Source organism: Bartonella sp. AA18HLJMS (assembly GCF_042197245.1).
In the GTDB taxonomy this organism is placed as follows: Bacteria; Pseudomonadota; Alphaproteobacteria; order Rhizobiales; family Rhizobiaceae; genus Bartonella.
The window spans coordinates 36,262-58,145 of sequence record NZ_JBHIRP010000008.1 but is presented as its reverse complement, the minus strand read 5'-3'; the positions used below and the strand labels follow the sequence as shown (position 1 = coordinate 58,145).

18 protein-coding genes are annotated in these 21,884 nt (G+C 36.9%); 11 read left to right on the top strand and 7 right to left on the bottom strand.

What is annotated here, in order from left to right:
- The first annotated feature begins 74 nt into the window (after positions 1-74).
- From pyrH to lpxB, 10 genes are all read left to right on the top strand, one after another.
- Complete coding sequence (pyrH, locus tag ACFINW_RS06065; protein WP_273790666.1) at positions 75-794, top strand: UMP kinase; 720 nt, start codon at positions 75-77, stop codon at positions 792-794.
- A 37-nt stretch (positions 795-831) separates the two neighbouring features.
- Positions 832-1,392: a ribosome recycling factor gene (gene frr / locus ACFINW_RS06060; RefSeq protein ID WP_273790667.1), complete on the top strand. Its 561-nt coding sequence runs from the start codon at positions 832-834 to the stop codon at positions 1,390-1,392.
- A gap of 730 nt (positions 1,393-2,122) precedes the next feature.
- On the top strand, positions 2,123-2,938 hold the full coding sequence (locus tag ACFINW_RS06055; RefSeq protein WP_375613469.1) for a phosphatidate cytidylyltransferase: 816 nt from the start codon (positions 2,123-2,125) through the stop codon (positions 2,936-2,938).
- Between the two features lie 15 nt (positions 2,939-2,953).
- Entirely contained in the window at positions 2,954-4,102 is a 1,149-nt protein-coding gene (locus ACFINW_RS06050) for an RIP metalloprotease (protein ID WP_375613470.1), read from the top strand.
- A 202-nt stretch (positions 4,103-4,304) separates the two neighbouring features.
- On the top strand, positions 4,305-6,701 hold the full coding sequence (gene bamA, locus ACFINW_RS06045; RefSeq protein WP_375630040.1) for an outer membrane protein assembly factor BamA: 2,397 nt from the start codon (positions 4,305-4,307) through the stop codon (positions 6,699-6,701).
- 65 nt (positions 6,702-6,766) lie between these two features.
- On the top strand, positions 6,767-7,813 hold the full coding sequence (gene lpxD / locus ACFINW_RS06040; RefSeq protein ID WP_375630039.1) for a UDP-3-O-(3-hydroxymyristoyl)glucosamine N-acyltransferase: 1,047 nt from the start codon (positions 6,767-6,769) through the stop codon (positions 7,811-7,813).
- A 1-nt stretch (position 7,814) separates the two neighbouring features.
- The gene (gene fabZ, locus ACFINW_RS06035) at positions 7,815-8,282 is read left to right on the top strand and encodes a 3-hydroxyacyl-ACP dehydratase FabZ (RefSeq protein ID WP_375620785.1); all 468 of its coding nucleotides are present in this window, start codon (positions 7,815-7,817) and stop codon (positions 8,280-8,282) included.
- Between the two features lie 24 nt (positions 8,283-8,306).
- Entirely contained in the window at positions 8,307-9,131 is an 825-nt protein-coding gene (gene lpxA / locus ACFINW_RS06030) for an acyl-ACP--UDP-N-acetylglucosamine O-acyltransferase (RefSeq protein WP_375609506.1), read from the top strand.
- A 2-nt stretch (positions 9,132-9,133) separates the two neighbouring features.
- Positions 9,134-10,006, top strand: a complete 873-nt coding sequence (locus ACFINW_RS06025) for an LpxI family protein (RefSeq protein ID WP_375629630.1) — start codon at positions 9,134-9,136, stop codon at positions 10,004-10,006.
- The gene (lpxB, locus tag ACFINW_RS06020) at positions 9,999-11,195 is read left to right on the top strand and encodes a lipid-A-disaccharide synthase (RefSeq protein ID WP_375640927.1); all 1,197 of its coding nucleotides are present in this window, start codon (positions 9,999-10,001) and stop codon (positions 11,193-11,195) included. Before ACFINW_RS06025 ends, lpxB begins: the two co-directional genes overlap by 8 nt.
- Before the next feature lie 20 nt (positions 11,196-11,215).
- On the opposite strand, the gene ACFINW_RS06015 is transcribed toward lpxB, so the two are convergent.
- The 7 genes from ACFINW_RS06015 to gltX form a co-directional block, all read right to left on the bottom strand.
- Positions 11,216-11,989: an amino acid ABC transporter ATP-binding protein gene (locus ACFINW_RS06015; protein WP_375620787.1), complete on the bottom strand. Its 774-nt coding sequence runs from the start codon at positions 11,987-11,989 to the stop codon at positions 11,216-11,218.
- Positions 11,990-12,068: 79 nt separating this feature from the next.
- Complete coding sequence (locus ACFINW_RS06010) at positions 12,069-12,776, bottom strand: ABC transporter permease (RefSeq protein ID WP_375620788.1); 708 nt, start codon at positions 12,774-12,776, stop codon at positions 12,069-12,071.
- Complete coding sequence (locus ACFINW_RS06005) at positions 12,773-13,495, bottom strand: ABC transporter permease (RefSeq protein ID WP_375620789.1); 723 nt, start codon at positions 13,493-13,495, stop codon at positions 12,773-12,775. Before ACFINW_RS06005 ends, ACFINW_RS06010 begins: the two co-directional genes overlap by 4 nt.
- 79 nt (positions 13,496-13,574) lie before the next feature.
- Positions 13,575-14,327 carry a transporter substrate-binding domain-containing protein gene (locus ACFINW_RS06000; protein WP_375630036.1) on the bottom strand — a complete coding sequence of 251 codons (753 nt, stop codon included), beginning with the start codon at positions 14,325-14,327 and terminating at the stop codon, positions 13,575-13,577.
- 468 nt (positions 14,328-14,795) lie between these two features.
- The gene (locus ACFINW_RS05995; RefSeq protein ID WP_375640926.1) at positions 14,796-15,548 is read right to left on the bottom strand and encodes a transporter substrate-binding domain-containing protein; all 753 of its coding nucleotides are present in this window, start codon (positions 15,546-15,548) and stop codon (positions 14,796-14,798) included.
- Between the two features lie 707 nt (positions 15,549-16,255).
- Positions 16,256-17,551 carry a citrate synthase gene (gene gltA, locus ACFINW_RS05990; RefSeq protein WP_375618359.1) on the bottom strand — a complete coding sequence of 432 codons (1,296 nt, stop codon included), beginning with the start codon at positions 17,549-17,551 and terminating at the stop codon, positions 16,256-16,258.
- A 261-nt stretch (positions 17,552-17,812) separates the two neighbouring features.
- A complete protein-coding gene (gene gltX / locus ACFINW_RS05985) occupies positions 17,813-19,243 on the bottom strand; it encodes a glutamate--tRNA ligase (protein ID WP_375640925.1) in 1,431 nt (476 codons plus the stop codon).
- Positions 19,244-19,354: 111 nt separating this feature from the next.
- On the opposite strand from gltX, the gene ACFINW_RS05980 reads away from it, so the two are divergent.
- Positions 19,355-21,613: a ComEC/Rec2 family competence protein gene (locus ACFINW_RS05980; protein WP_375640924.1), complete on the top strand. Its 2,259-nt coding sequence runs from the start codon at positions 19,355-19,357 to the stop codon at positions 21,611-21,613.
- Positions 21,614-21,884 lie beyond the last annotated feature (271 nt).

The following is a 21,884-nucleotide window of genomic DNA, read 5'->3' as shown; positions in this document are numbered from 1 at the left end:
GCGTCACGTGAAAAAAGTGGTGCCCTTCGTGATGTCAAAAGCAAAAAGTAAATGGGCTTTTGGGGAGATTATTAATGGCATTAGCACTTCCGTATAAACGTATTCTTTTAAAGGCTTCTGGTGAAGCTCTTATGGGAGGGCAGAATTTTGGCATTGATGTTTCTGTTGTAGACCGTATTGCCGCTGATATTGCAGAAGTGCGCACAATGGGGATAGAAGTTGCGGTTGTTATCGGTGGGGGAAATATTTTTCGTGGCGTTGCTGTTGCTTCGCATGGTGGGGACCGAGTGACAGGTGATCATATGGGAATGCTTGCAACTGCTATTAACTCTTTAGCATTGCGAACATCTTTGACAAAATTAGGGGTTGAAACTGTTGTACTCTCTGCGATTGCTATGCCACAAATTTGTGAAAGTTTCTCGCAACGTAAAGCAATAGCTTATATGAATCAGGGAAAAGTTGTTATTTTTGCAGGTGGTACAGGAAATCCATTTTTTACCACTGATTCTGCTGCTACTTTACGTGCAGCAGAAATTGGTGCGGATGTCCTTCTTAAAGGAACACAAGTTGATGGTATTTATTCAGCAGATCCAAAAATAGACCCTACGGCTAAGCGTTTTGACCAATTAACACATGTTGAAGTTTTGCAATGGGGATTATCTGTTATGGATTCAACGGCGGTCACTTTAGCACGTGAGAACAATGTACCGATTATTGTGTACTCCATTCATGAAAAAGGCGGTTTGGCTAAGGTCTTGAATGGAACAGGACGCTTTACAATAGTATCGGAATAAGGGTAAGCTTCAAAGGACAATTGAAGGAGACAGAAATATGAATGTTACATCAATTATGGATGATTTGAAACGTCGCATGGATGGTGCCATTACGGCTTTTAAACATGAATTAGGTGGTTTGCGGACTGGACGTGCATCGGCCAGTTTATTAGAGCCGTTGACCGTTGAATCTTATGGTTCTGTTGTGCATATCAATCAGGTTGCTAATATTTCTGTTCCCGAACCTCGGATGCTTTCTGTTTCTGTATGGGATAAAACGATGGTCGGAGCTGTAGAGCGCGCTATTCGCGATTCTGGTCTTGGTTTAAATCCCATAACTGATGGTACGAATCTACGTATTCCTTTGCCTGAGTTGAATGAAGAGCGCCGTAAAGAACTTGTAAAAATTGCGCATCACTATGCAGAGCAAGCGCGTGTTGCTACACGTCATGTTCGTCGGGATGGTCTGGACAATTTGAAAAAGTTAGAAAAAGATGGTGAAATTGGTCAAGATGAAGCCCATAGTTTGTCTGAAAAAGTTCAAAAACTCACGGATGAAACTATTGCTGATATTGATAAAATTTTAGCCGTAAAAGAATCTGAAATTATGCACGTTTAAGACGATTTTGTCACTAGAAAAAGGATATTTACTCCCAGCCTGTAAATTGTTTCTAGGGAAATTGTAGGGAGTGGTGTGCTCTGTGGTAGCAAGGTGTGATGCAGGAAGGTGTTCTATCATTTTGATATGGGAGAGACTGATTTGAAAGGGCAGATGTTTTTATTTTTTAGTCTGCGTGATAAATCATGCCCTTTGCTGGGAGACACTATTTAACAGCATGGTGCGGGTTTTTAGTTGAGCACGTCTTTGTTAAAATGCATAATGAAAGCATTATTAGAAATTATTCAAATATTCTAAGATGAAGGTTGAGGAAAGAATATAATGCAAAAAAACAAGTCTAACCTTTCTCTTATTTCTCATTATAAAACATGTGAGTATAATTGATCAAGCAGATGTTATGTGGCGTAATTCATTTTTTAATGACGAATAGTTGATAGAAAAGTGTTTTTATACGAAACCTATATTAGTTAATTTGTATGGGGCAGAGGTAACTGCTTTTTCATTTTATATTTGAGAAAATATTAAAAAAATATTTATAATTTTGACGGAGATTTTTGAAGCTGTTTTCATTGATTATTAGTTTCATAAGCGCTATCTTAGTAGACTGAATTATTTATGATAAATTATAAGAGAAATTATACAGGTATGAGATAAAAATACTGCGTAGGGGAGTTTTTCTTGCGTTAATTTTAGAGCTTGTATTTTCTATTTTTATTGTTTGGATGTTGTTTTGTCTAATTTGGTTTATCGTATTCTGACAGCTTTTGTTTTTGGCATTATTGCGTTGTATCTAACATGGTTGGGAGGAAACTTCTTTTTTTTATTTGTATGGTGTATTGGCGGTTTTGTTCTTTATGAGTGGATGAGTATTACTAAAGAGAAATGGTGTATTTTACAAAAAATATTAGCAAGTATCTTTTATTTAATCTTTGGCTTTTTTTTAGTATTGAGTGTATCTGCTTCATTGATTTTTTGTGTTTTAATCGTTTTAGCTACAGTGTTAGCTATTATATCTATAAAAAAGAGTGGTTGGGTTTTTTGTGGTTTTTTATATGCATCTTTTCCTGTTGTTGCTTTATGCTTTCTACGGGATCATGAAATGTTGGGGTTCCAAGTTGTTATTTTCTTATTTACGATAGTGTGGGGAACAGATATCGGTGGTTATTTTATCGGACGTGCATTAGGGGGCCCTAAATTAGCACCACAATTTTCTCCTAATAAAACATGGTCAGGAGCACTTGGTGGTACATTTGTCGGAGTTTTCGGTGGTATATGGGTTGCTTTTGGATTTTTTGATATAAATTTAGCCAGTTTTTTTGTGCCACTCCTTACACTTGTTTTGTCAATTGTTTCACAATTGAGTGATTTAGGGCAATCATGGCTCAAAAGACGGTTTTCTGTTAAAGATTCTAGTTCTTTATTGCCTGGACATGGTGGTTTTATGGATCGTATAGATGGATTGGTAGGGGCAGCTTTTCTTCTTTATTTAATTGGTTCATTTATGTCTGATATGGATGCGCCTTTTAATCTTTTTAGTATGATCTAATTGGGAGAAGATAGTTTGGAACTTTTAAATCATATCGTCACTATGGGTGATTTTCTTTTAAGAAGTTTGAGTATTCTTTTCATCATTATGATTATCATTTTTGTGCACGAATTTGGGCACTATCTCATTGGTCGGTGGTGTGGTATTAAGGCGTTAATTTTTTCGCTTGGATTTGGACCAGAAATAGCGAGTTATACAGATAAGCATGGCACGAAGTGGCGTTTAGCACTTATCCCCTTAGGAGGTTATGTAAAATTTGTTGGGGATGAGGAAAAAATCGATACGGAATCATCCCAATCATCTCTGATTGTTGATGGTTCATTTGCTAGTGCGCATGCTTGGAAAAAAGCAGCAACTGTTTTTGCCGGTCCTTTCTTCAATGCCCTTTTTACTGTTGTTATTCTAACATTTTTTTTCTTTATCTATGGTCGTGTAGCCATTGAGCCCGTTGTTGGTTCTTTGGTAAAAGATAGCCCTGCTCTTCAATCCGGTTTGGAATTAGGTGATCGTTTTGTTGAAATGGATGGACGACGGGTTGAAAGCTTTGAAGATTTGATGAATTATGTAGCTTTTCACGGAAGAGAACCCATAGAGTTTAAAATAGAACGCATGGGGCGAGTCTTTACAACGATGATTACCCCGAAAGTCGTTGAGCGAGATGATGGATTTGGTAATCGAACACGAAGTGCTATGATAGGTGTAGGTGTTCCTGTTGATTTAAATAATCCTGCACGTTTAGATCCAACTTATATAAAACATATTCGCTATGGTTTTGTAACAGCTGTAAGAAAAGCGTCAGACCGTACTGTGTTTATCGCCACTCAAACCGTTCTTTTTATGAGTCGTTTAATAGGAGGCAAAGAGGATCGTTGTCGGCTAAGTGGACCTTCTAAAACCGTTAAAATTGCTTGGAAAGTGAGCGAGACAGGTTTTATCTCTTTGTTGAATTTGGCAGCTTTTCTTTCAATAAGTGTTGGGCTTATTAACCTTTTTCCGATTCTACCGCTTGACGGTGGGCATCTTTTATTGCATGTCATTGAGGTCATTACTGGGAGGAAAATATCTGCTAAAATTCAGGGAATCGTTTTTCGTTTAGGTTTTTCCATTCTTCTCCTTTTTATGATCTTTGTCTTTTTTAATGATTATTTTTGTTGGTTTAGCTAATTAAATTATGGAAAACGCTTTATAAATTAAGTAATAATAGCAAAAACAAATTGAAGGTTGTTTACCATGTCTACAAAATGTTGTGGCGTTGTACATTATAATGAGTAATTAAGGAATGAAAAGTCTCGCTGTAAAAAGGTTGTTATGGCAGTTAGCTTTTAAGGCATCATGTCCAAGGAACGAGAGTAAGGTAAAAAAGCCAATGACTACGAATTCAAAGTTTTTAAATGCAGCATCTGTATTGGTGTTAAAGATGGGGATGATTGCCCCAACAACGGTTTTTATGTCAATTGCTGCGGTCGGAGAAATACAAGCGTCTGTAGTCCGCTCTATTGAGGTTCGTGGGAATAAGTTTGTAAGTTCTCAGGCGATTCGAGACAATATGGGGATTAAGGTTGGGCAAGGTGTTTCCAGTGGTGATGTTGATAGTGCTGTGAAGAACCTTTTCGAATTGGGTTTATTTTATGATGTTAAAATAAATCCGGTGGGTGATAAATTGGTTGTATTCGTAAAAGAATATGAGGTTGTCAATCAAATATTGTTTCAAGGAAATAAATCTTTTAAAGACCCAGATCTTAAGCGGTTTATTTCTTTAAAACCGAATGAGCCTTTTAATTCTGCTAAGCTTTCTGCTGATATAAATACAATTCGTGAGGCTTATAAAACTCTTGGTCGTAATAATATCACTGTTAACGTTCAAACGATTAACCTTGGAAAAGGGCGGGTTAATGTGGTATTTAATGTCGTTGAAGGGAAAAAAACAAAGATTGGTGATATCACTTTTAAGGGAAATAATGTCTTTGGAAGTCGCCGTTTGCGTGATGTGATTTCAACAAAAACTTCAGGAATTTTTTCGAAGTTGTTGGGAGGTGATGTTTACAGTGAAGAGCGCCTCGCTGTTGATGAAGAAGCTTTACGTCGCTTTTATTATAACCGTGGTTATGCAGATTTTCGTGTAGTCTCTTCTAAAGCAACTTTTGATGCAGCAAGCAATACGTATAAAATTTCTTTCGTTCTTGATGAGGGTGCGCTCTATAAAATTAGCGATATTCAGGTTGAAAGTGATGTTGATGGAATTGACGTTCAATCTGTGAAAAGGATACTTAAAACCCAGCCAGGTAATGTTTATAGTGCAGAAGATATTGAACAGTCTGTTGCAACTATTAATAACAAAGTTGCTGATTCGGGATATGCTTTTGCTAAAGTTGAACCGCGGGGAAATCGTAATTTAGCAAATCATACAATTTCAATTTTATATAATATTGAACAGGGAACACGTGCTTATATTCAACGTATTGATATACGTGGCAATGAGAAAACGCGTGATTACGTCATTCGCCGTGAGATTGATTTAAACGAAGGAGATGCTTACAATCAAACTTTATTACAGCGGGCAAAACGTCGTCTAGAAAGTTTAGGTTTCTTCAAAGCCGTTAATATTTCAATGGTTCCTACAGATCAATCTGACCAAGTTGTTTTGGTAATAGATGTCGTTGAAGCTTCAACAGGAGATCTCTCTCTTTCTGGAGGGTATACAACAGGGGGAACAAGTCCTGGTATGTCACTTGAAGTTTCTGTTACTGAACGTAATCTTGGGGGACGTGGTCAATATGTTCGTTTAGGATTAGGTGCGGGGCAAGAAAAATCTCGTAATTATAATTTATCATTTGTTGATCCTTATTTCTTAGGGTATCGTTTATCTGCTGGTGTTGATGTTTTTCGTAGTACTTATCGTGCTGATAAAGCCTATGATGTACGGCAGACAGGTGGATCGCTGCGGTTTTCGTTACCTATTAATAATCAATTATCTGCTAATGTAGCTTATTCTTATGTGCAGGAAGAATATGATTTTGGCGGAGAGTATGATTTTGACAAAGAGAGTGACATAATAGAATTATATGGGAAATATTCTGGTGCGATTGTTCAAGCTGCAAAACACAGCCCTTGGAAACGTTCATCAATTAGTTATGGTTTCACCTATAATACGATTGATGATATGAGATCTCCCCATGATGGGTGGTACGTGCATCTGCTTCAGGAATATGCAGGGCTTGGTGGGAGTGCAAAGTTCTTGAAGACCACGGGTAAGGCGATGATGTACAAGACTCTTTCTGACCAGAAGGATATCGTTGGTTTGCTTTCCTTTGGGGGTGGTTATATCCACGGAATGGGCCGAGATGGTGTTCGTATTTTCGATATGTTTAAAGTAAATTCTGATATGATTCGAGGGTTCAAATATAATGGAATAGGTCCGCGTCAGGTTTCCAGTAAGGGTGAGGTTTATTTCTTGGGGGGAACGACATATATGAATGCGACTGCTGAAGTACAGTTCCCTATCCCTGTCGTGCCTGAAGGATTTGGGTTGCGCGGTGCTTTATTTGCGGATATTGCCACGCTTTATGGCAATAATTATAAAGCCGTTTTTAAGGGTGAACCGTCTGTTACCAATACCAAAAGTGCTTGGCGTTCATCTGCAGGTGTGAGTTTGATGTGGGATTCTCCGTTTGGTCCTTTGCGTTTTGATTATGCTTGGCCAATAACGAAGCAGGAAGGTGATCGTTTGCAAAAATTGAACTTTGGTATTTCTACGAAGTTCTGATTTGAGCGATTTTAAGAAGGAAAAACTTGAAGAGAATAGCTTAAGCTGGGAGAGAAAGTGTTTTGATGGCGGATACATTTTTTTTTACGCCGTCCCGACGATTGACAGTTGCAAATGCTGCTGAGTTGACGGGTGCAAAGCTTCTTAATCCAGAGTTTTCTCATAAAGTTATCAATACTCTTTCTTCACTTGAGAGTGCTGTGGAAGGTTCGCTTGTTTTTGTAGAGCATCGGAAGTTTTCTGATGCTTTACTGGACAGTTCTGCTGTTGCTGTTTTGTGTACGAATGAGATTGTTTTTAAAGTTCCCGAAACTATGGCAATTTTGGTGACATCCACACCACAGCGTGACTTTGCTCAGATTGGTCGTATTTTGTTTCCAGATTCTGTCAAGCCAATGCCTTGGTTGGGGCAGAAGGGGATTTCATCGCATGCGCATATTCATCCAACGGCTAAGTTGGCAGATGATGTGTGTATTGAAGCGGGAGCTGTTATTGGTAAAAATGTTGAGATTGGTGCAGGAACTCTCATTTCATCCACAGCTGTTATCGGTGAAAATTGCCGTATTGGATGTGACTGCTATATTGCTCCTAAGGTAACAGTTCAGTGTTCTATAATAGGTGATAAGGTTCAGCTTTATTCTGGTGTTTGCATTGGGCAAGATGGTTTTGGTTATGTTGGGGGCGTTTCTGGAATCGAGAAAATTCCACAGCTTGGTCGCGTTATTATTGAGGATGGTGTAGAAGTTGGTGCGAACACGACAATTGATCGTGGAACATTTCAAGATACTGTTATTGGTGAAGGAAGCAAGATTGATAATCTTGTACAAATTGCCCACAATGTAAAAATTGGCCGCTATTGTCTTATTGCCGCTCAATGTGGCATTGCGGGAAGTACATCTATAGGGGATATGTCTCAGCTTGGCGGAAGTGTGGGAGTAGCTGATCACATCATAATAGGTAAATCTGTTCAGATTGCTGCTCGTAGTGGTGTTATGAATGACATTCCGGATGGCGAAAAATGGGGAGGTAGTCCAGCGCGACCATTTAAACAATGGTTTCGTGAAGTAGCGGCGTTGCGCAGTATGGGAAAAGTTAAAAAGGAGAAACGCTGATATGATCAGCAATGAAAAAACTAAAAACTTAGAGGCTGTCGATATTGAAAAGCTATTATCAATATTACCGCACCGTTATCCATTTTTATTAATTGATCGTATCGTTGATATTGATGGTGAACAAGAAGCGATTGGTATTAAAAATATAACGATTAACGAGCCACATTTTACGGGACATTTTCCCTCAAAGCCTGTTATGCCTGGAGTTTTGATTTTAGAAGCTATGGCACAAACGGCAGGAGCAATAGCACTTTTAAATTTAGGCAATAAGCAAACAAATTTAGTTTACCTTATGACGGTTGATAATGCGAAATTTCGTAAGCCGGTTATGCCTGGTGATCAGCTCAAGATTCATGTTCAGCTTTTGAAAAAAAGATCTGGTATGAGACGTTTTTCATGTGTTGCAAAAGTAGAAGATGTCCGCGTCGCTGAAGCAGAAATTGCAGCAATGATTGTCGAAGAAGAATAAACGATATTTGATGGGAATTTAAAAATGTCCGGTACAAAAATCCATCCAACTGCTCTTGTGGAGAAGGGAGCGCAGCTTGGTGAGAATGTACGCGTTGGACCATTTTGCCATATTAGTTCAGAGGCTGTTATTGGTGATGAATGTAGTTTGACAAGTCATGTTGTAATAATGGGAAAGACAACGTTAGGAGCCAAGAGTAAAGTATTTTCTCATGCCGTTTTGGGGGCAGATCCGCAAAATAATAAACATAAAGGAGGGGCTACAACTCTTTTTATTGGTAAGAATTGTACGATTCGTGAAGGTGTAACAATGCATAGGGGGTCCGATTCGAGTGTAGGAATGACAGTTGTTGGTGATAATTGCCAATTTTTTTGTTATGCGCATATCGCTCACGATTGTTATGTAGGCAATCATGTAACATTTGCCAATAACGCAATGATTGCTGGTCATGTTACTATTGGTGATTATGTGATTATTGGTGGTGGTGCTGCTGTTCATCAATTTGTTCGTGTTGGACATCATGCATTTATCGGCGGCGTATCTGCACTGGTTGGTGATCTGATACCTTATGGAACAGCTGTTGGTGTGCAGGCAAAACTTGCTGGACTCAATATTATTGGCATGAAGCGTGCAGGACTTGAGCGTCAAGATATTCATGCACTCCGTCATGCGGTTGCTATGCTTTTTGATCATAGCAAACCATTTAAAGAGCGTGTCAGTGATGTTGCTTCTTTCTATTCTTCTTCTCAGTCTGTTTCTGAAGTTGTTAATTTTATTAAAGAAGAAGGAAAGCGTTTTTATTGTACACCAAAATTTGAAGGTGTTAGAATAAAAGAACATAAGGATTAAAAATGCCTATTTGGGGAGCCAGAAGTTTTCTTTCCGGCCGTACTGCTATTATAGCAGGAAATGGTGTTCTACCGATTACTGTTGCGCAGACTCTTGAGAAGAATGGAGAAAATCCTTTTCTTGTGCTTTTGCATGGTGAGGCAGATTCTGTTCTTTATCGCTATGAGCATTGCGAGCTATCAATTGTAGAGTTAGCACGACTCGTTAAAATTTTAAAAGAGGCTGGTGTATATAATGTTGTTTTGGCAGGTGGTGTAAAAAAGCGTCCACTTCTTAAACAATTGCGACTGGACTGGACAACATTTTTAGCTCTTCCTAAGTTAATCGGAGCTTTGAAGAGGGGAGACGATGCGTTATTAAAAGCTTTTATACGAGTTATTGAAGCACATGGTTTTTGTGTTATCGGTGCTCACGAAATAGTCCCAGATCTTTTAGCTCCCATAGAATTTAATTTAACAGTACGGCGCGCTACTCCAAAAGAGAAAAAAGATATTTTTTTAGCAGTAGAAGCAGCAAAGCTTTTAGGTCAATTAGATATCGGGCAAGCCGTTGTCGTTGTCCAAGGAAGGGTGGTTGCTCTAGAGGGCGCTGAGGGAACTGATAATATGTTGTGGCGTGTTTGTGAAATGCGAGAAAGAGGGCAAATTCCCCTTAAAGGTGGCATTCTTGTAAAATGCGCAAAACCACAACAGGATAATCGCGTTGATTTGCCATCAATTGGGCCCGCGACAATAATGAATATTGCAAAGAGTGGTTTATCTGGTGTTGCGGTGGAGGCAAATAGAAGTCTAATATTATCAGTGAAAACAACAATAGAAAAAGCCAACAAATATTCTTTATTTATAGAGACATTTGAAAAGTTTGGTCATGAATAATTGTTTCTTAAAGATTGCAGTGGTTTCAGGTGAGGAATCTGGTGATTTACTTGGGGCCGATCTAATTTCTTGTTTATCACAACAGATAGGATGCAATATTCATTTGATTGGTGTTGGGGGGAGCCATTTAAAGGCATTAGGCTTAAAAAGCTTTTTTGATTCCCATGATATTGCTTTAATAGGTTTAAAGGAGGTGTTGAAAAAACTACCATTGTTGTTGCTACATATTCGCAATTTATCCAAATTTATTGCACAAGAACAACCTGATTGTTTAATTATTATTGATAGTCCTGATTTCACGCATCGTATTGCAAAAAAGGTACGTGCTTTAGCGCCTTCTATTCCTATCATTAAATATATTGCACCGACCGTTTGGGCATGGAGGCCAGAGCGTGCGAAAGCTATGTGTGGATTTGTTGATCATGTTTTAGCGGTTTTTCCTTTTGAAGAAAAGATTATGCAAGATTTGGGAGGCCCTGCCACGACTTATGTTGGACATCGTCTTTTGACATATCCTCCCCTTTTGAGAGTTCAGTCAGAAAAAAAAAGCCAATTAGAACACAGAAATTTGATCGATACACAAACATTATCGCCTACATTAGTTATTTTGCCAGGATCACGCAATTCAGAAATTCGTTCCTTAATGCCTATTTTTCGAGAAACAGTAGAGATTCTTGTACAACGTATTCCTCATTTACGTATTATTTTACCAACCTTACCTCATTTGGTAGATAGAATCTGGGACTTTGTGCAGGGCTGGAAAAGCAAGATAGAAATTGTAGTTGGTGAAGATGAAAAATGGCGTGCTTTTGCACAAGCAGATGTTGCTCTTGCTGCACATGGAACTGTTTCACTTGAATTAGCCTTAGCAAAAGTTCCTATGGTTCTTTGCTATAAACTTGATTTCTTTTCTAAAATATTTATTTTTCCTAAAATGATGTTATGGAGTGCTGCTCTTCCAAATATTATTTCTGATAAGCCTATTGTTTCGGAATATTTGAATGAATTAATCCGTCCTGGCATGTTAGCAAGACAGGTAGAACAACTTTTGGCTAATCCTTTATTGCGACAGGCACAACTTGATTCCTTTGAGATGGTAGAACAGAAAATGAAAACTGAAGTACCATCGGGGGTTGTTGGCGCACAAACAATTATCACTCTTTTAAAAAGCAGGAATAAAATTGTATAAATAAAGCAATATTTTAATGATTAATATTTAATTTTAGCAAGAAAATTACAAGCACGTTGGCTTTTAGGATTGGTAAAAAATTCTTCAGAGGCTGTATCTTCAACAATTTTTCCATTTTCTAGAAAGAGTATTCTTTCTGAGACTTTACGTGCGAAGCCCATTTCATGGGTAACACAAAGCATTGTGATCCCTGTATCGGCCAATCGAGCCATCACTTCCAAAACTTCTCCCACACTTTCTGGATCAAGAGCAGAGGTTGGTTCATCAAAAAGCATGACTTCGGGTTCCATACAAAGTGCACGGGCAATCGCAACACGTTGTTGTTGCCCACCAGAAAGTTGTAAAGGATATTTTTCACAGTGTTTTTCAATACCAACATGCGTTAAGTAACGAATTGCCCGTTCTTTTGCTTGTTGTTTGGAAAGGCCCTGAACTGTCATAGGTGCTAAAATACAATTTTGTATAACGCTCATGTGGGGAAATAAATTAAAGTTCTGAAAGACCATTCCTATCTTACGAAGAACATTTTTTTGCTGTTGTATAGGTGCAGTATGGATATCAACGTTATGGATACAGATTGAACCTTTTTGTGCTTGTTCTAATTGATTAATACAACGAATTAACGTTGATTTTCCTGATCCGGATGGTCCACAAATAACGATATGTTCACCAGCTTGAACATTAAAGTTGATATCATGTAGGACCTGAAAGTTTCCATACCATTTATTTAGATTTCGAATAGAGATCACTGGTTTTTTACTGGGAGAGATCGATTTATTATTTTTCAAATTCATCTTATTTTATTCTTTCATTGATGAAGAACTTGATTAATTCAACATTTTGGTTTGGTAAAGTTTTTTATGATCATTTTATTTACCGTAAATGTCGAGTGAGGCGCTGCTCGATAAAAACAATAAAACGATGAATGAGTTCAACGATAAAGAGATAGATAAGAGCAGCCCAAACGTAAACTTGAAAATCGAAAGTCCGTGAATAAGCGAGTTTAGCAACCCCCATTAAATCATAAACAGTAATAAGTGAGGCAACAGCACTGGATTTAATCATTAAAATCAACTCATTTCCTAGGGGGCGTAATGCTACAATCATTGCTTGTGGAAGAATAACTCTAAAAAATGTGACAGAGTTGCTTAAACCTAAAGCTTTTGATGCTTCGCGTTGTCCAGTTGTTACGGATAGAAAACTTCCTTTAAAGATCTCAGATTGGTAGGCAGCAGAATTGAGTGTAAAAATAAAAAGACAACAATACCACGCGTTTTGAAAAAACCACCATAGCCCCACCTGTTGCCAAAAACTGTTCATTGAACCAAGCCCATAATAAAAAAGAAAGAGTTGAGCTAATAAAGGAGAGCCGCGGAAAAAATAGACATAAGCATTTGCAAAATATTGTAAAAATGTATTCTTTGATAGACGTGCAAAAGCGATAATCATACCCAAAAAAAGACCTAGAGAACAAGAAATAGAAACAAGCTCAACAGTAATAATAAAGCCATTAATAAATTTTGGTCCATAATGGCTTAAAAGATCAGGATTAAAAAGGAAATAAAGCCACTCAGGAATCATTGACCTAGCACCTTTTTATAGCCTATTTGAGTGTATGTTTCCAAATGGCGTAAGATTGCAGTAAAAAACGCTGAAAATAACAAATAGAGTAAGCATGCTATAAAATAAAATAGCATGGGTTTATTGGTAGCAGCGACAGCTAAATTCGTTTGTCGCATGAGGTCAACAAGCGCGATTGTAGAAACAAGGGATGTATCTTTCAGTAAAGTAAGCCAATTATTAGAAAGTCCTGGTAAGGCATTTCGGATGAGCTGAGGAAAGACAATACGAAAAAATGTGGTTGTTCGCGAAAGACCTAAAGCTTTAGCCGCTTCATATTGACCTTTATCAAAAATATTAAATGCTCCAAGCCAAACTTCACAAGAAAAAGCTGCAAGAACCATACTAAGAGCAAGAACACCAGCAACAAAAGCATTGATACTGAACATGATTTCAAAATTAAAATAGTCAAATAAATTTTGAATAAGGCTTTGTAATCCGTAGTAAACTAAAAACAGAGTTAAAAGCTCTGGTAATCCACGAAACACCGTTGAAAAGAGACGTGCTAGAGCTTTAGCTATCTTAATATTGGATCGAATCATTACTGCATTGAGAAGTCCTAGAGGAAATCCTAGAAGGCCACAACATAACGCCAATGACAATGTCATTCCTGCACTGGAAAGTATAACCGCTCCCCATCCCCCATTGCTAAATGATAGCAATGCTAAATTTTCAATCATTCTTGTGTTCCTCATGAAAGAGTTAGATAATATTTTTTAGCAATAACCAACGGGTTTCATTTAAATATCATATTGATATTTAATAAACATCACTTGTAAAATATTTTCTCATAATTTTCTCATAAGTTCCATCCAAACGAATTTCTTTTAGCGCCTCATTGAGCTTATTTTTAAGATCATTATTATTTTGACGGACTGCAATTGCAACAGGAAATCTTGTTTCTTCTAGAGTTCCTAGGAGGGAACAGCAATCTTTTCCTTCATTTTTAAGCCAATTTAATGCTTGTAATTTATCAACAATAATCACATCAAGTCGATGATTTAAAAGATCACGATTCACTTCGATTGTGGAAGGATAGAGTTTTATTTTCACCTCTTCAGAGGCATAATGATCTTCTGCATAGAAAGCTTGTGTTGTATTGGATTGCACACCAAGATTTTTACCTCTAAAATCTTTTGTCGAGATTTCTTTAATTCCCGAAGCTTTGGTAACAATAACAGCCAGTGCTGTATCGTAGTAAGGATCTGTGAAGTCAATTTTTTGTAAGCGATCTTGTGTGAGAGAGAGGGAAGCAATGATAGCATCATATTTTTTTGCAATAAGTCCAGGGATCATTCCCTCGAAGTCTTGTGTGACAATAGTACATTCAATATTCATTTTTTTACAAAGTGCGTAAGATATATCAATATCAAATCCTTGCAGTTTGTTATTTGAGTCAATATAACTAAAGGGAGGATAGGTGCCTTCACTCGCAATTTTTAATGTTTTCGCATCAGCCAATTGGGTGAATAGTGCAGCGCTTATTATAAGAGCTCCAGCTAATAGTTTCATGATGTTCTCCTATTGGATAAGCGGGCAATATGAAATCATTATGTTTTTATAATCTGTAAGCTTTTTGGGAGCAATTCAAAAATTTATTGATGTTTATTTTAGATCATTATGTTGGACATTATTGATAAAAAAAGAATAAATATCTTATTGCTTGTATGATAGCTTAATTTTCACGAAATATTTGATTTGAATCATTTCATGAGTCAAAACTGCGGATTTTTTTTGAAAATAAGGCTATTAAATTTGAACATAAAGAAAAAATTAGATTTTGATACGATAAAAATACAACCTTATTGTTGTCATTAGATTCTACAAAATGTTTAGCTCTCAAGGAGCAATTAAAAGTTATTTTGATAAATGTAAATTTTCTTATAAAAAAGCCGAATTTCTAATTATATCTGCATGTCCAATAAAGATTTAAAAAATACTCCTTAAATATACAGATTGAGTTTTAATTCATAGTGCTATCTAATTGATATCGAAAGTAAAATATTTTCTCATAATTTTCTCATAGGTTCCATCGGCGCGGATTTCTTCTATTGCTTTATTAAAACTATTTTTAAGATCATTATTATTTTGACGGAGTGCAATTGCAATAGGAAAATTTGTTTCTTCTAGAGTTCCCAAGAGGTGACAGCAGTCTTTTCCTTCATTTTCAAGCCAATTTAATGCTTTTAATTTATCAAAGATGATGATATCAAGCCGATGGCTTAAAAGATCACGATTAACTTCTGTTGCTGTAGGATAAAGTTTGATATTAACTCCTTCAGAGGCATAATGATCTTCCGCATATGCAGCTTGTGTTGTATTTGATTGTACACCAAGGTTTTTACCTCTAAAGGCTTGTGTTGAGATTTCTTTAATTTCCGAACTTTTGGTAACGATAACAGCGAGTGCTGTGTTGTAGTAAGGATCTGTAAAATCAATTTTTTGTAAGCGCTCTTTTGTAGGAGAAAGGGAAGAAACGATAGCATCATATTTTTTGGCAAGAAGACCGGGAATCATCCCCTCAAAGTCTTGTGTGACAATAGTACATTCAACATTCATTTTTTTACAAAGCGCATAAGATATATCAATATCAAACCCTTGCAGTTTGTTATTTGAGTCCATATAACTAAATGGCGGATAAGAAGCATCGCTTGCAATTTTCAGCGTTTGAGAATTGGCCGATAGGGTAAACAGTGTCGCGCTTATTATAAGAGCTCCTACTAATAATTTCATTATGTTCTCCTATTAGATAAGCTGGCAAATATGAAACCATCATGAATTTTTATAATCTGTAAGCTCTTTTGGAGCAATGTAAAAAATTTATCTGTGTTCATTTTGCTATCATTATGCTGAATATCATTATCAAAAAAATAAATTCTTTTTATCAAGTATAGGAATAAAAAATATAGGAAAGAAGGTCACCTCTTATTGATTATAGGGTGATTTTTAATAATTTTATTTAAAAATCAATAATTTATCTTTAAAAGAAAAACTATCAACTTAAATACAAAGAAAATTTCAGCTTTTAACAGAACAAAATGTAAAAGTGTTTTTATTCTAATTAGAGAAGCACTTAATGTAAGCTTTTTGCAATTTTATCTGAAGAAGATAGAAAGAAAAATTCTGACATTGCTAGATTTTAATATGTAATAAGGCTTTTAAACATGGGGGAATGATAGGGAATACATTTTCATTAAAGATAATGAGGATTATAAGGTAAACTTTTCAATTTCTTTTTGCTAAATGTTTGGCTAATTCGCAGAAGAGTATTCTCAATTTCTTTACAGAGCTAAAACTTAGAATTTTTTAGTAAATTTTTATGATGATGTTATCTCTGTAGAAAGAGTTTTAAAATCACGTTTTATAAAAATTCTTAAAGGATGTTTTTTGATTACTCTCAATAAAGCTTCAGTAAATTGAAGCTTTATTGATTTCTTTTTTTAATTTGCACGTTCATCTATAGGAACATAGTCACGCATAGCATAGCCAGTGTAGAGTTGTCGAGGACGACCAATTTTTTGTGCAGGGTCTTCAATCATTTCTTTCCATTGTGCCACCCACCCGACACTGCGCGCCAATGCAAAAAGGACAGTAAACATTTCAGTTGGAAAACCTAGAGCTTTTAATGTAATGCCGGAATAGAAATCAACATTGGGATAAAGCTTTTTCTCAATAAAATATTCATCACTTAAGGCAATTTTTTCAAGCTCTATTGCAATATCAAGAAGAGGGTCATCTTGAATGTTGAGTTCTTTTAAAACTTCATGACAGGTTTTTTGCATGATTTTTGCACGTGGATCATAATTTTTATAGACACGGTGCCCAAAGCCCATAAGGCGGAAAGGATCATTTTTATCTTTTGCACGTGCAATAAATTCAGGAATTCTTTTAATAGAACCTATTTCTTGTAGCATTTTTAGGCATGCTTCATTGGCACCACCATGTGCTGGTCCCCAAAGGCATGCAACACCTGCTGCAATACAGGCAAACGGATTAGCACCTGAGGATCCAGCAAGACGTACCGTAGATGTAGAAGCATTTTGTTCATGATCTGCATGAAGGGTAAATATTTGATCCATCGCCCGAGCAAGCACAGGGTTTGTTTTATATTCTTCACAAGGAACAGCAAAACACATATGGAGGAAATTTGCAGCATAACTAAGATCATTACGTGGATAAACAAATGCTTGTCCAATACTGTATTTATAGGCCATAGCAGCAAGCGTTGGAACTTTTGAGATAAGACGAACAGAAGCAATCATTCTCTGGTGAGGATCTGTAATATCAATAGAGTCGTGATAGAACGCAGACATAGCGCCAAGGCAGGCAACCATGACGGCCATAGGATGAGAATCACGACGGAAGCCATGGAAGAAGCGTGCAAATTGTTCGTGGACCATGGTATGCTGCATAATACATCGATCAAATTCATTTTTTTCTTGCTGTGTTGGGAGTTCACCATAAAGTAAAAGATAACAACTTTCGAGAAAGTCTCCTTTTTCAGCCAATTGATCAATAGGATAACCACGATAAAGCAATATGCCTTTATCACCATCGATATAAGTAATTTTTGATTCACAAGAAGCTGTTGAAGTAAAACCAGGATCATAAGTAAAAATATCGGTTTTTTTATAGAGAGAAGCAATTTCAATGACTTCAGGTCCACTCGTGCCTTTACGCAAGGGAAGCTCTACTTTTTTATCATTCACAATAATATATGCGTTATTCTCAGACATTCGGTATTCCTTTCAGATCCTTCACTTCTAAAAATTAAGACTCTGCTTCATCAGAGTGGGGGATGTATAACTGAAGCTTTTCTTACTTATTTAAGGGTAGATTGCCTCTAAAAGTGAGTACATGCAATCTAAAAATATTTCCTTATTGATCATTATTACTCAATAAGAAATGTATTTCAATGATATAACATAAAAAACTCTTTTAGGGCACGTTGAGATATCTGTATAGACCCTTATTTGAGGAAATATACTCAGTGTCCATCATGGGTATATTGTTGTGATAAGTTGGTCCTTGATGCGATGAAGGGATTCATTGCGTCCTAATAAAATAAGAACATCCAAAACACCTGGTGATGTTGCACATCCTGTAAGAGCTGCGCGAAGTGGTTGGGCGATAGATCCAAATTTGAGATTCTGTGTTTGGACAAAAGAGCGAAGTGTTTCATCTAGAGTTTTTGTATCCCAAGAGGGGCACGCTTTCAGAGCAAGATAAAGATCGTTTAAAATGGTTCGTCCATTTTTATCTAAGAGCATTTGAGCTTTTTCATCAAGTTGTAAAGGTCGTTGCGTAAAAATGAAGGAGGCATTGTCAATCAGTTCGCACAGTGTTTTTGAACGTTCTTTCAAATGCGGGATTGCTTTTAAAAATTGAACACGGCGTTTTTCATCAAGTCTTTCAATAATTTGTGCTCCCCTATCGGTTTCTGGTAGAATATTAAGAGCGGCATCAAAAAGTTCTTGATCATTACTCATACGCATATAGTGTCCGTTGATGGAATCGAGCTTTTTGAGATCAAAACGAGCAGCACCTTTGTTAATATCCTCAATATCAAACCAAGAAATCATATCTTTAAGGGACATCAGTTCGTCATCACCATGACTCCAACCTAAACGGACAAGGTAATTGCGCAAAGCAGCAGGAAGATATCCCATTGTTCGGTAGGCATCAACACCGAGCGCACCATGTCGCTTTGATAATTTTGCACCGTTTTCACCATGGATAAGAGGAATATGGGCCATAACAGGAATGTCCCATCCCATTGCTTTAAAGATAATCGTTTGTCGGGCTGCGTTGGTAAGATGATCGTCACCACGTATAATATGTGTGATGCCCATATCATGATCATCAACGACAACAGCATGCATATAGGTAGGCGAACCATCAGAACGCAAAATAATGAAGTCATCGAGATCTTTATTAGGAAAACGGACATCACCTTGAACAAGATCATGTACAATCGTTTCTCCATCTTGAGGGGCTTTGATGCGAATAACAGGCTTAACATCTTTAGGAGCTTCAGAACTATCACGGTCACGCCAACGTCCATCATAACGTGGTGGGCGCCCTTCTGAACGGGCTTTTTCACGCATTTCAGCTAACTCCTCAGGTGAAGCATAACAATAATATGCTTTGCCATTCTTGACCAACTGTTCAGCGATTTGGCGGTGACGTTCTGCACGTTCGAATTGCGAAATAGGGGCGCCATCATAACTAAGACCCATCCAGTGCAAGCCATCTATAATGGCTTTTACAGCTGCTTCTGTTGAACGCTCTCGGTCTGTATCTTCAATTCGTAAAAGCATTTTTCCACCGGTATGTTTTGCATAAAGCCAATTAAAAAGAGCAGTACGAGCACCACCAATGTGAAGGAAGCCAGTGGGTGAAGGGGCAAAACGAGTAATAACAGACACGAATATTTTCCTTTAAACTAAGATATTACTTATGGAATTTTATAGAAAAGTCATGTTAGCATAAGTGATGGGGCGTGCAATAGCCGTATTGCGAGTTAAAGTGGGGGACTGATGTTTTATAAAAGTAAAGAGGGTTTATCCGAAAAATCTGTTACAGAAAGAAAAAAGCCATGTCAGATAGGGCAGAGTGTTTTTTCTAGGTATGATGATGCAAAGAACAGTAGCTATAATCAACAAAAACTTTTTTTATTGACACTCTTAAAAGAAGTAATCATTTTTTTTCGCAAATGGTTAGAAGATTGTATTAATAAAGAAGTTTCTTTTGGTATCCTTTTTTCGCTGATTTTAGTCTTTTTTGCCCTAGGAATCATTTTCTATTTTCATTTAGAGTGGGAACCGAGTTGGGGACAATTGGGGGCGTTGGTCAGTATTTTTCTGGGAATATTCTATGTAGCACGTTTTTATCGAAAAATATCGATTCCCGTGGGGTTTCTGTTTTGTATTATATTGGGTGCTTTAGCGGCAAAAATAGAAACGTGGCGTATTGCAACACCCATGCTAAGCAGTGACATTGTCACTACATTGACGGGAAGAATTGTTTCTATTGAGTCAGGTGCCAAAGGAGGATTTCGTTTAGTTTTGGATATTTTGAATACAGAAAATCCCGTATTACGCCATAGTCTTCATCGTGTTCGTTTATCGGCAAGATATTTGCCATCTGGCTTAGCGATTGGTGATGGATTGCATGGAAAAGTTAAGATTCGTGCATTCTCTGGGCCGGTGCGTCCAGGAGGCTACGATTTTAGTTTTCATAATTATTTTAAAAGAATTGGAGCACAAGGCGTTTATTTAGGAAAACCAAGAAAAATATCCGTTTCGCAGCCTGATGGAATATTCGCTATCATTCTACAGAAAATTGAAAATTTACGCACGAAGATGACACAAAGAATCCGTATAGCCCTTGAAGGAGAAAAGGGGAGTGTTGCAGCTGCCCTCATAACAGGGCAGCGTGCTGGTATTTCAAATGAGACAAATGAAGCATTACGTACAGCTGGATTAGCTCATATTTTATCAATATCAGGTTTACATATGGCGTTGTTAAGCGGCATAGTTCTTTTGAGTATCCGTAGTTTTTTAGCATTTTTTCCAGTTTTTTCTTCCTATTATTCCAGTAAAAAATTTGCTGCTATCGTTGCTTTTATGATAACAGCTTTTTATTTGTTATTGTCGGGCTTAGCAATATCAGCGCAAAGAAGTTTTGTGATGATTGCTGTTATGTTGGTTGCTATATTGTGTAATCGCTCTGCTATAACAATGCGTAATTTTTCCATTGCAGGGTTGATAACTCTAGCGATGACACCCCATGAAATATTAGGTCCTAGCTTTCAAATGTCTTTTTCTGCGACTGCTGCTTTGATCGCTTTTTTTGATTGGTGGAGTGGAAGGTCATTTTTTCTTAAAAGAAAAACAACTCCCTCTTATGTTGGAGGAGGAGTGATAAATTTTGTTTTCTTATCGATGCTTTCAACATGTGCTTCTTCCTTTGTTGCAGGGAGTGCAAGTGGAATTTATGCTGCTTATCATTTTTCTAATATGGCATCGTTGAGCATTATCAGTAATGCTTTTGCTTTGCCTGTCATCTCAATTTTTGTCATTCCCTTTGGATTAATCGCAGTTCTTGCAATGTTAGGAGGATTCGAATGGCTTCCTCTTCAAATTATGGGTTTTGGAGTTGATCTTGTAATAAAGATTGCACATGCTATCAAGGCTATTTCTCCTGATTTGAATCCTGGTTTTATGCCGTTATCAGCGTTAGTTTTATTGAGTATAGGCTTGGTTGGACTGACTTTTTGCAAAACACCCATCCGGCTCTTTTTTAGTTTGTTTATTTTGGCAGGTATTTCTATTTGTGTATTGCATTCACCTGTACAACTGATTATAGCAGATAATATGCGCCTCGTGGGCGTTATTCATGATAAAAAATTATATATTGATCATTACCATATTTCTAAGTTCACGACATCCATATGGAAAAAGTCATTTCGTGTGAATGAAACGATTAAACCAACAAAATATGGTCCTTCGTTGCACGGACAATTTATTTGTGATTATCATGTATGTACATCTTTATTGGATAATGGATTAAAAGTGATCGTTTTACAGAGAGAAACAGATCAATGTGTAGAGGCAGATATTCTCATTCAGACATTTGTGATGCATAATCCAACTTGTTACAAGAAGGCAAAAATAGTATTTATACCTCAACAATTGTTATCACGAGGAAGCGTTATGATGACCAAAGGTGGAGATATTATTTGGTCTTCGCTAGGGTTTCATAGACCATGGAATATGCACAGACAGCATTCATAAAAACATATAATCAGTCATATTTTGCTTCACATTTGGATAATGACAAAACAAAAAATAACAGAAGACTTTTCTCATAATATTTTACGGTATTTAAATTGGTAAGTTTATCAACGTTATTGAAATGAGATAATAATCTACAGTTTTCTAGAAATGGATGATTTTTTATATCTGATCATTTTAATTTTTTCAAAAAAATTGATATGTGCATCTTTGTGCATCCTATTGATAGCACAAAATAAATCAAAAATTCTTATTGAATGAGAAAAATGCT

Bases quoted from the DNA above. Each gene is read 5' to 3' on its own strand.
- pyrH (WP_273790666.1), top strand. From the start codon at position 75: ATGGCATTAGCACTTCCGTATAAACGTATTCTTTTAAAGGCTTCTGGT.
- frr (WP_273790667.1), top strand. From the start codon at position 832: ATGAATGTTACATCAATTATGGATGATTTGAAACGTCGCATGGATGGT.
- bamA (WP_375630040.1), top strand. From the start codon at position 4,305: ATGACTACGAATTCAAAGTTTTTAAATGCAGCATCTGTATTGGTGTTA.
- lpxD (WP_375630039.1), top strand. From the start codon at position 6,767: ATGGCGGATACATTTTTTTTTACGCCGTCCCGACGATTGACAGTTGCA.
- fabZ (WP_375620785.1), top strand. From the start codon at position 7,815: ATGATCAGCAATGAAAAAACTAAAAACTTAGAGGCTGTCGATATTGAA.
- lpxA (WP_375609506.1), top strand. From the start codon at position 8,307: ATGTCCGGTACAAAAATCCATCCAACTGCTCTTGTGGAGAAGGGAGCG.
- ACFINW_RS06025 (WP_375629630.1), top strand. From the start codon at position 9,134: ATGCCTATTTGGGGAGCCAGAAGTTTTCTTTCCGGCCGTACTGCTATT.
- lpxB (WP_375640927.1), top strand. From the start codon at position 9,999: ATGAATAATTGTTTCTTAAAGATTGCAGTGGTTTCAGGTGAGGAATCT.
- ACFINW_RS06015 (WP_375620787.1), bottom strand. From the start codon at position 11,989: ATGAATTTGAAAAATAATAAATCGATCTCTCCCAGTAAAAAACCAGTG.
- ACFINW_RS06010 (WP_375620788.1), bottom strand. From the start codon at position 12,776: ATGATTCCTGAGTGGCTTTATTTCCTTTTTAATCCTGATCTTTTAAGC.
- ACFINW_RS06005 (WP_375620789.1), bottom strand. From the start codon at position 13,495: ATGATTGAAAATTTAGCATTGCTATCATTTAGCAATGGGGGATGGGGA.
- ACFINW_RS06000 (WP_375630036.1), bottom strand. From the start codon at position 14,327: ATGAAACTATTAGCTGGAGCTCTTATAATAAGCGCTGCACTATTCACC.
- ACFINW_RS05995 (WP_375640926.1), bottom strand. From the start codon at position 15,548: ATGAAATTATTAGTAGGAGCTCTTATAATAAGCGCGACACTGTTTACC.
- gltA (WP_375618359.1), bottom strand. From the start codon at position 17,551: ATGTCTGAGAATAACGCATATATTATTGTGAATGATAAAAAAGTAGAG.
- ACFINW_RS05980 (WP_375640924.1), top strand. From the start codon at position 19,355: ATGTTTTATAAAAGTAAAGAGGGTTTATCCGAAAAATCTGTTACAGAA.